The organism is Algoriphagus sp. 4150 (assembly GCF_031457395.1).
GTDB lineage: Bacteria > Bacteroidota > Bacteroidia > Cytophagales > Cyclobacteriaceae > Algoriphagus.
In genome coordinates this window covers 38,083-52,288 of record NZ_JAVDWS010000009.1, presented here as the reverse complement: position 1 = coordinate 52,288, position 14,206 = coordinate 38,083, and the positions used below count along the sequence as shown (strand labels likewise).

General features: G+C 40.4%; 11 protein-coding genes. 9 read left to right on the top strand and 2 right to left on the bottom strand.

Annotated features, from left to right (window positions below):
* Positions 1–9: 9 nt before the first annotated feature.
* Positions 10–3,123: a TonB-dependent receptor gene (locus J2X69_RS12905; protein WP_310103849.1), complete on the bottom strand. Its 3,114-nt coding sequence runs from the start codon at positions 3,121–3,123 to the stop codon at positions 10–12.
* 201 nt (positions 3,124–3,324) lie between these two features.
* On the opposite strand from J2X69_RS12905, the gene J2X69_RS12900 reads away from it, so the two are divergent.
* Positions 3,325–7,395, top strand: a complete 4,071-nt coding sequence (locus tag J2X69_RS12900; RefSeq protein ID WP_310103847.1) for a two-component regulator propeller domain-containing protein — start codon at positions 3,325–3,327, stop codon at positions 7,393–7,395.
* Positions 7,396–7,408: 13 nt separating this feature from the next.
* Here J2X69_RS12900 and J2X69_RS12895 read toward each other — a convergent pair whose 3' ends face one another.
* Positions 7,409–7,975 carry a GNAT family N-acetyltransferase gene (locus tag J2X69_RS12895; protein ID WP_310103846.1) on the bottom strand — a complete coding sequence of 189 codons (567 nt, stop codon included), beginning with the start codon at positions 7,973–7,975 and terminating at the stop codon, positions 7,409–7,411.
* Between the two features lie 397 nt (positions 7,976–8,372).
* Between J2X69_RS12895 and J2X69_RS12890 the strand changes: the two genes are divergently transcribed.
* From J2X69_RS12890 to J2X69_RS12855, 8 genes are all read left to right on the top strand, one after another.
* Positions 8,373–8,714 (top strand): hypothetical protein, encoded by a 342-nt coding sequence (locus J2X69_RS12890; RefSeq protein WP_310103844.1) that lies wholly within the window; start codon positions 8,373–8,375, stop codon positions 8,712–8,714.
* 18 nt (positions 8,715–8,732) lie between these two features.
* A complete protein-coding gene (locus J2X69_RS12885) occupies positions 8,733–9,083 on the top strand; it encodes a GIY-YIG nuclease family protein (RefSeq protein ID WP_310104098.1) in 351 nt (116 codons plus the stop codon).
* A gap of 19 nt (positions 9,084–9,102) precedes the next feature.
* On the top strand, positions 9,103–9,618 hold the full coding sequence (locus tag J2X69_RS12880) for a hypothetical protein (protein ID WP_310103841.1): 516 nt from the start codon (positions 9,103–9,105) through the stop codon (positions 9,616–9,618).
* 37 nt (positions 9,619–9,655) lie between these two features.
* On the top strand, positions 9,656–10,078 hold the full coding sequence (locus tag J2X69_RS12875; protein WP_310103840.1) for a hypothetical protein: 423 nt from the start codon (positions 9,656–9,658) through the stop codon (positions 10,076–10,078).
* Between the two features lie 126 nt (positions 10,079–10,204).
* Positions 10,205–11,014 (top strand): hypothetical protein, encoded by an 810-nt coding sequence (locus J2X69_RS12870; protein ID WP_310103839.1) that lies wholly within the window; start codon positions 10,205–10,207, stop codon positions 11,012–11,014.
* 583 nt (positions 11,015–11,597) lie between these two features.
* Entirely contained in the window at positions 11,598–12,929 is a 1,332-nt protein-coding gene (locus tag J2X69_RS12865; protein ID WP_310103838.1) for a site-specific integrase, read from the top strand.
* A 159-nt stretch (positions 12,930–13,088) separates the two neighbouring features.
* Positions 13,089–13,313 (top strand): hypothetical protein, encoded by a 225-nt coding sequence (locus tag J2X69_RS12860; RefSeq protein ID WP_310103837.1) that lies wholly within the window; start codon positions 13,089–13,091, stop codon positions 13,311–13,313.
* 178 nt (positions 13,314–13,491) lie between these two features.
* The gene (locus J2X69_RS12855; protein ID WP_310103835.1) at positions 13,492–14,133 is read left to right on the top strand and encodes a hypothetical protein; all 642 of its coding nucleotides are present in this window, start codon (positions 13,492–13,494) and stop codon (positions 14,131–14,133) included.
* Positions 14,134–14,206: the final 73 nt, after the last annotated feature.

Genomic DNA, 14,206 nt, shown 5'->3' with positions numbered 1-14,206 from the left:
TGGTCGGGTTTAGAATTGAATGTTTACACCAAGGTTGATGATTTTCTGCTGCGGGTAGAACTGTCCGCTTTCGCTGGATCCTTCAGGATCAAAATCTTTCACACCTGTAAGCGTGAATAGATTGAAGGCATTTGCATAAATCTTCAAGCTACTGATTGACAGCTTTTCCAATATTGGCTGCGGCACATTGTAACCAATCTGTATATTCTTCAATCGGACAAAAGTGGCGTCGTTTAACCAGAAATTATTACGATACAATCCACCACTCACCGCAGAAGAAGCACGTTCGCTCACTCTTGGGTGAGTTCCTTCCGGGGTATCAGGAGAATACCTGTTGTCTGCCCAGCTACTGTAAAAGTTGCCTACAGTACCGGACTCAGGCAATACATACTGATTAACCTGCGACTGCCCTGAAATAACTGCTGCAAAATCCCAGTTTTTCCATGCCGCATTCAGGGTCATACCAAAGGTGATCTGCGGAATATTACCATATTTTGTTCTGATCATATCATCCGCGTTTATTACGCCGTCACCGTTGAAATCCTCGTAAATCAAGTCACCGACCATTGCTCCGGGTACATGCGGGGTGCTGTCCAACTGCTCTTGACTTCTGAAAATCCCGATCGCATTGTATAGCAAATAAGTATTCATCGGATTGCCCGTCTGACGCTGATAATCCAATACACCCGGGGCTTCGTCTATGTAAACTATCTCATTCTTGGCATAGGTAAAGTTACCCGAGACTCCGAAGCTGAAGTTTCCGTGATGCTGATAACCTACGGTAGATTCAAAACCATGGCTTTTCACTTCCCCGATATTTTCCGCAGGAACCAATGATTGATAATCATCACTTCCATCATCATGTGGATTTACGATACCGGATGAACCCGGAATAGAGGCATTTCTTGTGGTCAGGATCTTGCTTCGGTCCTGTCTGAAATAGATAAATTCAGTAGTGAATTTCTTCAGCCAGATTGCATTAAAGCCTATATCGGTCTTTGTTGCCACTTCCCAAGTAATATTTGGGTTAGCAAGGCGGGTAAGATCTATACCTGTATGCACCACATCCCCCAATACATAGCGATTGTTGAAGGAATAATTATCAAAATACTGGAACTGACCTACATTGTCATTCCCCAGCTTTCCATAGGAAGCTCTGAACTTGAGATCATCAAAGAAGCCCACCTTATCTCTAAACCAGCTTTCTTCCGAGATTCTATAGCCTACAGAAAGGGAAGGAAAATATCCGTACCTGCTATCTGCCGGGAAGTTGGACGAGCCGTCCACTCTCATCTGAAACTCCGCCAGGTACTTCTCATTATAGTTGTACGCCAGTTTACTTAAGTAACTTTTTCTGGTGTAGTTATAGCTACTGCCCCAGTTATCGTAATCCGATGCGGCTGCTCCACCCTGTGAAAGCTCGGGAGTTTCGGCAGTAGGAAAATGAAGTCTTGAAGCCCCCATTCTATGAGTTCTGTTTTCACTCTGCTCGTATCCTACAAAAGCATCAAAGAAGTGATCCCCAACATATCGTCTAAAGTTCAGTCTGATATTGGACACCATCATGGATTGAGAATAATGATGCTCAGAAAGTGTAGGCTGCTGATCCGGTCCTCCACCTACTACGATAGGATTATAAGAATCGGCGGTACGGTTATAATTATACAGCGTATATGGCTTACTGAAGTTTCTGGATCGTTCTGAGCTTTCATCTACTGAGAAAAAACCTTCAGCTGAAAGTCCATCCAAGAATCCAAACTCATATTTACCCCTAAGAATCCCATTGAATACATAGGTAGGAATTTGATTCAAGCCACCTTGATCCGTAGCCATGATGACAGGGTTGGAATTCTCAATCCCTGAAGATGGAAGTCCGTTTGGATAGACAGCCGCCACAGTTGGGTAAGCTCTATATATCGACCGGAAAATATCTCCTGCCCCGGATGTTGGGAATTGTCTATCCTCTTTTCTGCCTGATAGAGACAAGCCGACGGTGAATCTCTCGGTGATGTCTGCATCCACATTGGACCTAAAACTGTACTGGTCATAGCGTGTCGCACCGTCTTTATACAATCCGTCCTGACCTGTTTTACCCAAAGACAAGAAGTAAGTCACATTGTCCGAACCACCTCTGATGCTCAGGTCGTGCTGACTTTGCAGCGCGGTATTGTTCAGCGCAGCCGCCGCCCAGTCTGTATTTGGGTAATTAATCGGATCGGATCCATTTTGAAACAGGTTCAGCTCATCATTACTATATATCTGATTCATTCCTCCCTGAGGATTGTTATAATAGGCTATTTCATTTCTGATCTGTCCATAAGTGGATGAATTAGCCATATCCGGCAATCTTGTCGGGGAAGAGAATCCTTGATTGAAGCTGTAAGAAATCACCGGCTTGCCTGATTTGCCGCGCTTTGTAGTCACCAAGATCACACCGTTTGCAGCCCTGGAACCATAGATTGCAGCTGATGCATCCTTCAAGACTGAAATACTTTCAATATCATTGGGATTCAAGCGCTCCAGACCGCCTATTTGCCCGGGCACCCCATCTACTACTACCAGCACATCATTATTCCCTGTGGTAGCAAGGCCTCTGATACTGATCGTAGATCCATCGTATCCGGGCTCACCGCCTCTGTTATTGGCGATAAGTCCTGAAAACCTACCGGAAAGTGAGTTTGAAATGTTTGGCTGGGGACTGTTCTGAATATCTCTTCCCTCCACTTGAGATACAGAACCCGTAAGAGTAGCTTTCTTCTGCTCTCCATACCCTACGACGACTACCTCATTGAGGGATTGCTCGTCCGGTACCAGTTGTACCGTAATAGTACTCTCTCCGCTTTGGATCACACGCTCAAGTGTAGCGTAGCCTATGAAGGAGATACTTAACGTAGCATTTTCAGTAGGGGCAAATGACAACGTGAAATTGCCATCCAAATCTGTCACGGCACCTGTAGTAGTGCCTTTCAATAAAACGGATGCTCCCGGGAGCCCCGTTCCGGTTTCGTCAAGTACTTGACCGGAGATTTTTTGTTGACCAAATACATCGGGCACACTGCACATCATTAGTAGTATAAATGACATACAATACAGCCATGCCTTGGCTGGTAATTGTGTTAGCATGTTTTTTTAGGTTTGTTGTTAACTATAGATAAGGCCAGTGACCCGGTGAAAAAAACCACTTAGTCACTGCTACAATATTCAAAAAAACACAGGTGGGGCTAGGGACATAAATCAGCAATTTATGGGGCATAAAACGGGCAAAAGGTGGCCATTTAGAATATTATTGGTTTTATTCGATACATTTTTCGTGATTGTGAGCTGATGAGACCCCTAGTAATAACCTTCCTGCTTCTCAGCATTTCCCTAATGGGAAATGCACAAAAACCTGATTCGAGATCTGTATTTGCAGATCAAAATCACCTTACCTTTTACCTACTTGATGTAGAAAATGGATTATCCAACAACTACATCAATCACATTGAGCAGGATTCCCTTGGGTTCATATGGATAGCCACCATAGATGGACTTAACCGCTACGACGGACATGATTTTCATATCTATAGAAAAAGCAACCTCAATCCCCACACAGGACCGGCGGCCAATTATATTGAGCATTTGGAAATCGGCGAAGATCAAAAGCTTTTACTTGCTACTTATAAAGGAGTAAGCGAATATGATCCTAAGGTGGATTCTTTCAGCCATTTCAAAGGTTCTGCCCAAAATTCAATCAGCTATATAATCAATCACCAAAATGACAGGCAAATCATTGCCAATTATGAAGGTGGAGTCGCCATCACAAAGGGAGACAGTGTTGTTGCATTCTTTCTCCATTCTCCCAAGGACCCCAACTCCCTTTCGTCCTCGCGCATTTCTTCTTTGTCCTTACAAGGCGACTCAGTACTGTGGGTGGGGCATTTTGACAAAGGACTGGATAAAATAGAGTTGAAGACAAAAACAGTCAAAACGATAGCGCATACAAATCCGACTTTCCCTGAAACAATTAATTCCCTCTACACAGATGAAACAGGAAATCTATGGGTAGGTTCAAATGATGGAATCCGCATCATTACCACAAATGCCGATACCTTACAAATCAAAGCTGCCGAACTTCCTCAAGAGGGATTGAGCGACGGGAATGTACTTTGCTTCGAAAAAGATCCTGCGGGCAATCTCTGGATTGGAACCCGAAACGGTGGATTGAACATTCTGAATTCTTCGCAGTTTCTTAAAAACCAAACGTTACAACTCAAGTGGTTTTTGCCTGAGCAGGATGGATCAAGTGTATTTAATAGGACCGTATCTTCTCTGAAACTCGCAGATGACGGCCGTATGTGGATAGGGACCAGCACCGGGCTGAATTTTGTGAATCCTTCAGGAGATCCTGTAAAGCTTGTCACCCGAAATCTATCCAAAGAACAAACAATTTCCCACGACAGAATCGGCTCAATTGCCGAAAGCAAAGATGGAAGTATCTGGATAGGAACCGACGGAGGCGGATTGGATCATTATTTCCCCCAAACTGAAAGAATCCAACATTTCGAACATGATCCCGGCGATCCCCAAAGCCTCTCGAACAACTACATCATTTCCCTTCTAGAGGACAGCAAACGCAATCTATGGGTAGGGACTTATCAGGGAGGACTGAATTTATTAAATACTTCCACAGGCAGCAGCAAACATTACCTTCAGGAAAGCCAGGAAAAAGGCAATGATGTCCGGGTCATATTCGAAGGTAAAAATGGACAAATCTGGGTGGGTACTAATCGGGGAGGACTGTATCGCTACCATCCTCCCATAGACAATTTTGACTATGTCAAGTTACTTGGCAAAATAGACATCCGCGATATTGCGGAGGATGAGTTGGGTAATCTCTGGCTGGCAACTTACGGTGATGGGATTATCAGATACAATTACCTCACTGGAGAGCAGGAGCTTTTCAACGAAAAAACCATTCCCGGATTCCCTGTGGAAGTAGTCTTTGCCATAGAAATCCTCGACAATGGAGACGTACTGGCAGGAAGCAGGTATGAGGGGCTGATCAGGTTAAATCCCCAAAGCAAAACGTTCACACTCTTTACTGATGAAAATGGGTTGAGCAACAATTCAATCAACAGCCTCGCAAAGGGCAAAGACGGGAAAATATGGCTGGGCACCTATCGTGGCATCAGCTATTTCAACCCCAAAACAAATACTGTCGGCAATCTCAATTCGATCAATAATATACAGCTCAGCGAATTCAATATCGGTGCGTCGTTAGTCACAGCTTCAGGAGATGTCTATCTGGGAGGAAATAAAGGAATCAATGTATTCAATCCCGAAACCTTAGAAAATGAATCGGTAAGCTACCCGCTTATTTTTACTGATTTAAGGCTAATGAACAAAAAGGTCACAGTAAACTCCAATGCCGGGGACTTTCACTTGGAGTACAGTCTCCCCTACCTCAATCAACTCAATCTTACCCATAAGCAGAGTTTGATTTCTCTGGACTTTGTAGCACTGAAATTCCCTCTGGGAAAGGACATAGACTATGCCTACAAACTTGAGCCATTTCATAGCCAATGGATAGAAACCAACCAAACCGGCACCGTCAATCTCAGTAATATTCCCCCAGGAAATTACACACTGAAAGTCAAAGCCATCTCCGGGACTACAGCCATCTCCGAAAATCAACTAGACATCATCATCTCGCCTCCTTTCTGGAAAACCTGGCCCGCTTACCTACTTTATTTTATCCTGATCGTCACAATAACCGGTGCGGGGATGAGGTATTACGCAGAAAGGTTAAAGCTCAAAAACTCTCTCCTTTTCGAGAAAAAACAACGAATCTTGGAGCATGAGCTCAATGAAGAGCGTGTTCAGTTTTTCACAGGATTTTCCCATGAGCTGAAAACTCCCTTGACCCTAATCCTAGCACCATTGGATGACCTCCTTCTGGAAATCAAAAACTCAAAGCAACTTAAAGGGCTGAAATTAATCCAAAAGAATGCAAAGTATCTGCACGAGATGATCTCCAAACTGCTGGAGTTTAGAAATGCCGAGCTTAATGTCAACGAGTTGAATCTAAAGTCCCAGCCAATCGTCAAACCTATTAAACAGTGGGTGGAGCAATATCAGCCTCTGGCAAAACACAAGGGGATCAAACTCAAAAGTCAATTACCAAAAGCCGACTTTATCGCTGAGGTGGATCTACAAAAGCTTCATATTATTTTCAATAACCTTGTATCGAATGCACTTAAGTATTGTAGGGAAAAAGATCAAATCATAGTTTCGCTGGAAGAAAAGGAAAGTGATTTTGAGCTAGTAGTAAGCGACAATGGCCCCGGGATTGCTTATGAGGATCAAAGCAGGATTTTCAACTGGTACTATCAGAGTGGGGAAAATGCCAAAGAGCAAGGTGATGGGATAGGACTGGCATTGACCAAAAGACTGGTAGAAGATCACCGAGGCAAGATTGACGTAATCAGCGATCCGGGAAATGGCTGTACTTTCTCCATTTTAATTCCAAAAAAAGCCAATGCTCTCAAGGCATTTTTGCCCGAAAGCCTCCGCAGTGAAGAATGGATGCCCGAGCTGGATCACGCACAACCGGAATCTACTGTCAACTTCGATCTCAAAGAGACCAAGGAAGTTCTTCTCATTATAGATGATAATCCTCAGATTCTTGAATACCTGAACAACTCACTCAGTGGGGATTACGATCTGATTTTCGCCAAAAATGGCCAGGAAGGATTTGAGAAAGCGATTCAGTTTATTCCTGATCTGATTATCTCAGATGTCATGATGCCAGAGAAAAACGGCATTGATTTATGTGGGATTTTAAAAGAAAATCACGGCACCACCCATATTCCGGTGATTTTACTTTCTGCCAAAGACAGCACAGATAGCATCACTTCAGGCTTTGGAAAAGGCGCCGACGATTACATTACCAAGCCTTTTAAGGGAGAAATTCTAAAATCAAGAATAAGAAACCTGCTGGATGCAAAAATTCGGATGCGCTCCTATTATCTGGGCAAAAGCACTCAAACCGCCGAACTGACCTCTTCCGAAAAAAGTGCCATCAGCAAGGAAAAATCATTTTTGAAGGAGCTGGAAGGGCACATCTTGGCAGGAATCTCCCTGCAGACAACCGATGTGGACACCATCTCCCAAGCGATGGGAATGAGCAGAACTTCACTTTTCAGAAAACTGAAAGCACTTACCGGCCAAAACATCAACCAATACATACGTACCATCAAAGTAGTAAAGGCAGCGTCACTGATAAAAGAAGAGAATCTGGGTGTGGCCCAAGCAGCCTATGAAGTAGGTTTCACCAGCACTAAACATTTCCGAAAGCTGTTTAAAGAACAATTCGGCTACCTTCCTTCAGAGGTGAATGAGGCAGAAAAAGAGTAGAAAGAACGTCATTTCAGAACTCCCTTTTATAAAAATAAAAAGGGAAGCCAAATTCTGCAGATGATTCGTATACCTTAAAACCAAAGCTTTCATACCATTTAAAATTTACGTCAGTGGAAGTTTCCAAGCGCACAGGCAGGTTTTGTTCTTTTGCCAAATTAAGAACAAAAGTCAAAGCATCCGATCCTTCCCCTCTACCCTGAAATTCCGGTGTGACACCAATAAACCAGAGGTATAAAAACACATGCTCAGGTTGCTTTTTTTCAATGACCCGCTCTCTTTTTAAAACCTTGGGTATTCTGGACAGACCCATTCCCAAGAGTGCCAGCTTCAAATCCAAAAACCAAAGCTTTAGTGGTTTATTCTTACGTTCTGAATACTTAAGCAGTACACAGGAATTGCCAGAGTCGGAAATGAAAACCTCCCCATTTTCCAAACAATTTTCTAAGCTGTATTCCATTAATATCCGTCTAGATTTTGCGGATTTGCCAACTACAAAGTCAATGGATTTATTTCTTTCAAATGAATCAACCAAAATATTAATTATTTTTTCCTTGTCTTCTTTTCTATATTTTTTCATTCTGGTTTCTGGTTTAATTAAACCGAGTTGAGAGGTTTATGCCTCCTTTGATTGCTACGGAAACGGAGCTCTCATAGGCAAGTATCGTTTCTAGGGGGCTAAATTCCAACAGGAATTTGTATTACAAAAACACAACTTGCAAAGACAACGCGGAAGACACCATCCCCGCACAAAATCAACACCTGTCTGAACAATTATCCAAAAGCAACCACTAAGTCAGTAGAACTATTTCGGCAAGCAAATACAACAATTCGGAAGAAATTCTCTCTTTATCCTTTACAAATCCAAGCAAAATCGCTACTGATCAAAAAAATCCCGCTGCCAACTAACTCCCTTCAACTCTTTTTTGACCAGAATTCGGGAATTCTTAGGTGAAATTTTAAATTTAGCTTTAATAATGGAAAACCAAATCGAAATATACCAAGCTACTAATGGCCAAACCCGAATAGAGGTAAAGTTTGAGCAGGAAACAGTTTGGCTTTCGCAAGAACAACTTGTTGAACTCTTTCAAAGAGATCAATCCGTTATCTCAAGACACATTAGAAAAATTTTTAAGGAAGGTGAATTGGACGAAAGAAGCAATATGCAAAAAATGCATATTGCTTCTTCAGATAAACCCGTTGCATTTTATAATCTTGCGGTAATTATATCAGTTGGCTATCGGGTCAAATCTTCACTAAATCACAGAACAATATCCAAGATCCAGCAAAACTGCTTTGTGTGGTTCGTACTTCTCTAACCCTACGAATGTGCGAGAATCCAAAAGGATGAAAACCTCCATAAGATCGGATATTCTAAAATTTCGATAGAAGAACGGATTAAAAATGCGGTCAAAGAGCCAACCTACTTAATGGCTGAGGTGGAATATATCGCAGGATGGAAATGCTATAATATGAACACCCAGAAATTCGAACAACTGATCCATAATTTCTTCGGTTCTTCCTGCCTTAACATTGACGTGTTTGACGAAAAGGGGAAAAGATTTACTCCGAGAGAATGGTTTATTGCTCCATATGAAGTGATAGAGCAGGTGATCGGGTTAATTATTAGTGGAGAGGTGGTGAAGTACCGCTATGATGGAGACGAGGAGAGGATTGTGGGGAGGTAAAATTTAATTGAAACGCATTATGAGTCTAACAATTGAAGAATTTGATGATTACTTAGAGAATTGGAGAATCGAAATATCTCGTGCTTGTGGCAAAAATGTTTCAAGAGAAAAAATATTTGATGCGTTATTCATGATTTTGGGTGACAAATATAGTCTTGAGCATCCTTTAGATTTGTGGGATATTGATATCAAATTTGAGAGCGGGTTGAAGTATTTAAAGGAATTTGATTTCACATCTTTTGATCATCAATTTGAAATAGATCTGAGTTTTGATCGTGATATGCTTTTTTCAACTAAAGCTAAGTTTAAAGCAGCTGGATTTGTTCTCCATATCCATAGATATGATCAGGATCCTTTTCCATCAAATCCACATGCTCATATTGTAGATCAGAATATCAAAATTGATTTATCAAATGGAAATTGCTATCGATCTAGAACTTTCATCAAAACAATCAAAAAGAAAGAGTTACTAGAGATTCGAAAGAAGGCAGAAGCCTTAAACATTGAAGTTCCTCATTTGAATATTTCCTCATAGATAAATAAAAGTACCTTTCTAAAGCCAAGATCAGAATATGGAATCAATGCTCGAAACTTTAACAAAACCTGAAAATCCTAATTTCTGGACAGCCGTAGGAGTTGTAGTTACTGCTCTAGTAGCAATTGGGGGGGGGCTTTTTGGTTGGATTTTTATGAACCTACTCAATAATAGGGTTTCTAAAACATCAAAGATCCTCATTCAAGCAATGACAGAGATTTTTCTCGAATGGGTAAAAGTTTATAATAAAAGTGAAGCTGTTGAAGATGAGAACATCAGAATATGGATTTCGGAAAAGGGCGGTGCTATTCTGACCAGTCGATCTTACATGGTTTTTAAGAGGTTCTTGAAAGAACTGAAAAAGTTAGGATATAGGGAATTAACGACTCCTGATGAAAATACTTATAAAGTATGGATCACTAAAAGTGACTCTAGAACAACATATGAGCGAATAGAATAGTAAAATGTCAAATAAACAACTTTGCTGGTCTCGATATATTCGTTGAGAAGTCAGCTTTAAATAGGAAATACTAGTTTCATTTTAAAAATTGCCATGACGAAAAATGCCACCCCAACTGATACTAAGATGTTTGATAAATATTGCTTCGTAATTACTCCAATTGGGGTCTCAAATTCTGAAATATGGAATAAAACAAATGGCTTAATTCATTCTGTTATAATGCCTGTTTTTAAAGAGTTCGGATTTACCGTTGAAGCATCTCACAACATTAATTCAAGTGGCTCAATTACTGATCAAATTATTGAGAGGTTACTAGAGTCAAAAATTGTAGTAGCTAACCTGACGGGACTTAACCCGAATGTAATGTATGAGCTTGCAGTCCGTCATGCTAAAAAACTTCCTGTTATTACATTAGCTGAGAGCGGCACTATTTTACCATTTGACATAATGACTGAAAGAACAATTTTTTATGATGATACTATGAAAGGCGCAGAAGAATTGAAACCCAAGTTGAAGGCCGCTTATGAAAATATTGATCCTAACCAAGACAATCCTATTTACAGAGGAGTAAGGGCTTTAATTATGAAGGAGGTCGAAAAATCACCATATGAATCATACTTAATGGATAAAATGGACCAAATTTCAAATCAACTAATAAGCTTAAATAATATCTCTAAAAGAGAAGAGAATTTTAAAAACTCAAATGGATGGCAATATGATATAATTCTCACAGGCAGAAGATTGGAGCAAGATGATAAAGCGTCAATTTTGGAATTAGCAAACACCTACAAAATTGGAAGTAAATACGGAAATACTTATCCAAATGCCTCATTAGTCTTCACTACACCCAATATTGAGGATGCAGGGATTTTAAAAAATGAAATTGCAGGGCTGCGATTAGCTGGGCTTGAAATACAAGTGAGACGAATTGGCTGATTTGATCCATTTGAACTCTCTTTAAGTAGAATACCGATTATCCTTCATTTTCCAGATTTTTGAAACTATTCTGGTGATGGTCGTCTTAAAATCTATCCAATAAAAAAGCAAAAGAGAATTTTAAAAATGATAGGCTAAAATTACAAAGAAGCACTGCAAATGGAAGCTGGGGAAATCAAATTCAAAGCTTTACCGCTCATTTTGTGAGATGGGGAAAGAGATAGATTTAGAGGAAAGCTCTGATTGGGGAGATAAAAAAGGTGATCCACCCATAGCTTGTTGAGCAGTATCAATAATAGACTGATCCTCAAAATCGCTACTGATTTCGCTACTGATTCAAAATAAAAAACCCTAACTATCAATAAATCAGATAGTTAGGGTTTTATCCTGTAGAGAGGAAGGGATTCGAACCTTTTTTATTGATTTAAATAATTGTTGATTCAATAAGTATCTTTAGGTAACTATGAATAGGATTTATAAAATGTAGAGCAAGATAAATCAATCGGAATAAAATAAATATGCACCCCAAATAACACCCCATTTATTTTTTACTTACCTTAGTTTCATCTTAAAAGGGGAAAAGATGGCAAAACTTACTATTAGGTTCGAGATCCGCACGGATAAACTGAACCAAGGAGGCAAAGCACCGATTTCATGTATGGTGTCAATTTCACAACAGAGAAAACGGATTGCTACTGAATTAAGCACTCATCCAGCCAACTGGGACAAATCCAATCAGAAAGCCATTTACAGAAGCAAAAAGGAGTTTTTTAAAATTTCCGGATCAAACATGCCATCTGCCTTTTTAATGGAATCCGACATTGACCGGATAAATGGACTTTTGGAAAAAATCAGGTCAAGGCTGAATTTTATCGAAGACGGATTTAGGATAAGCGATAAGCCCTACACAGCGGAGGATATTCTTTCAAAGTATCAAGAAAGCCAGCCATCAACCGGCACAAAGGCGATTGAAAAACCGAAGTATGTAATCCAAACAGTTACAAACTTCATCGACACATACATAGAGAGAAACAAAGCAAGTAGGGCAAAACGAAGCTTAGGGGTCTATTCACAATTGAAAAAGCATTTAGAGGACTTCGAAGCATGGTCTAACATTAAGGTGACGTTTGACAGGATTGGACTTTCCCTTTTCGAAGAATTTCAAAACTACCTTATCGAGCATAAGACATCATTGAACAATATCACGATTGCAAAGCAACTCAGTACACTCAAAACACTTTTAGGCTATGCTAGAAAGCATGGATTTGAAATAAACCAATCATACAGAGACTTCACAATTAAGAGACAGAAACTAGAAGTAATCACCCTGTCTGAAGGAGAATACAGAACATTAAAAGCAGCTGACTTGAAAGGTGTAAGCAGACATGAAAAGGCTAGGGATATTTTCATTTTTCTTTGTGCTACCAGTATGCGTTTTTCGGATTATGATCAATTCAAACGAGAACATATCAAAGGAAGCACAATTCAGCTGACAATGAAGAAGGGCAGTAAGCCATGGGAAATTCCATTGAACCCAGATTCTCTTTCGATTCTGGACAAGTACCGTGAACTGGCTGAACCATTACCGAAAATATCTAATCCAAAACTATCTAAATACATCAAGGAGGTTTGCCAGGTTGCAGGGATCGATGAATCGATTGAAATAGTCCGGTACAAAGGTGCTGAACCTATTCGTAACGTATATCCCAAACATCAGCTTGTATCAGCCCATACTGGCAGAAAAACGTTCTGCACATTGTCTTTGGAACGTGGGGCATCCGTGGAAACAGTCATGAAGTGGTCAGGCCATGAGTCATACGCCAGCTTCAAACGATATGTGAATCTGAGCAGAGTACACAGCATAAGCGAAATGGAGCGAGTATGGGGCAAAACAGAGATTATGAAAACAGGTTAAAACCTAACAAAACCTAACTTTCAATATTGACAATTGTTAATCTAGGAAGAGCGAAAACTGGTCAAAACACCACATTTACAGCTGACAAAAGCTGACATCAGAACTTTACAAAACGCAACATTTGAACTACACAAAACTTCACATCTAAACACTAAAATCATGATCGAAATCAAACTCAAATTCTCGGACACAGCTGGAGCATTGTTTGCAATCAAAAATCTTTCTGATGCGCAATCGGAAGTTGCTGAATCAATGCAGACAAACGGATACAGTTCGGATAAGGCATTTTCTATCACAACCTTGTCCGAAATAATCAGTCAAGCTGCAGATCAATTGGCCTGTGACGAAATGGATCGTCAAGTCAAATCAATTGTGGAGGAATAGACTTTTGCATTGATTACTTAAACCATCCCAAATGTTGTCAAAAATCGACATTTTGCAGATGGTTTTCAGTTGATCAATGTTTACAAACGTTGACATTGATCAACTGTCAATCAATTCTTTGAGCTTGACAAAACTTGACTTTTAAACTGAAATCGAATCAACTCTTTGGGGAAAGACAATGGAAAACAGTAACGGATACCCTTACAACTTTAACCTTCTGAAAATTGAAGAAATGGTCAAATTCTTTTTGGAGAAAAACCAGCCTAAAAAAGCATTGACTGAACTCGACCTGATCGAGGATTCGTACTTTAAGAACCGGGACGAAATCGACCGCAATAGGCCAGAAAATGAGCATTTGATGGGGTATTCCATTGCAGGATTAGGGATTGAGTGTGACGATCCTACCAAAGTCGTGGACTTTTTCCATTTCAAGTTACGTGAGATAATACGAAAGGTGACAAGTGGGATTGATTATGGTGAGTCGGAAGCCTCAAATTCAAATAGTTACAGGGAAGGAGCGACAATTGACAAACTAGCACTTCTACTATTTTTCGAGCGCAGAAAGAGTTACAATCATGATTTTGATAAAATTGCTCGTGAATACGGCTATAAAAACGGCAATAAGCTGAAAAAAACCTTTTCACTTTTCACTGACCTGATAAGGCGAAACGGAAACTGCAAGGAATTAGAGTCCCAAGTTCAGAAACTAAACCGAATTGATGAATACAAATGGGCAATTAAGCACCTATCGGAAGACAAGAAACAGAGTGCAATAGATGAAATGAAAATTCTAGAATCACGGCTGACGGTAGAAGAATGATTTTTTGGAACTGGTTCGAACCGGTTCCATACTTACAACCTGAATAACCTTTCTGCAACATTAAACAATTGCA

What these genes read in the sequence shown, in the direction of transcription:
- J2X69_RS12860 (WP_310103837.1), top strand. Translation starts at nt 13,089, where the DNA reads ATGATCGAAATCAAACTCAAATTCTCGGACACAGCTGGAGCATTGTTT.
- J2X69_RS12905 (WP_310103849.1), bottom strand. Translation starts at nt 3,123, where the DNA reads ATGCTAACACAATTACCAGCCAAGGCATGGCTGTATTGTATGTCATTT.
- J2X69_RS12870 (WP_310103839.1), top strand. Translation starts at nt 10,205, where the DNA reads ATGTTTGATAAATATTGCTTCGTAATTACTCCAATTGGGGTCTCAAAT.
- J2X69_RS12900 (WP_310103847.1), top strand. Translation starts at nt 3,325, where the DNA reads ATGAGACCCCTAGTAATAACCTTCCTGCTTCTCAGCATTTCCCTAATG.
- J2X69_RS12895 (WP_310103846.1), bottom strand. Translation starts at nt 7,975, where the DNA reads ATGAAAAAATATAGAAAAGAAGACAAGGAAAAAATAATTAATATTTTG.
- J2X69_RS12855 (WP_310103835.1), top strand. Translation starts at nt 13,492, where the DNA reads ATGGAAAACAGTAACGGATACCCTTACAACTTTAACCTTCTGAAAATT.
- J2X69_RS12875 (WP_310103840.1), top strand. Translation starts at nt 9,656, where the DNA reads ATGGAATCAATGCTCGAAACTTTAACAAAACCTGAAAATCCTAATTTC.
- J2X69_RS12890 (WP_310103844.1), top strand. Translation starts at nt 8,373, where the DNA reads ATGGAAAACCAAATCGAAATATACCAAGCTACTAATGGCCAAACCCGA.
- J2X69_RS12865 (WP_310103838.1), top strand. Translation starts at nt 11,598, where the DNA reads ATGGCAAAACTTACTATTAGGTTCGAGATCCGCACGGATAAACTGAAC.
- J2X69_RS12880 (WP_310103841.1), top strand. Translation starts at nt 9,103, where the DNA reads ATGAGTCTAACAATTGAAGAATTTGATGATTACTTAGAGAATTGGAGA.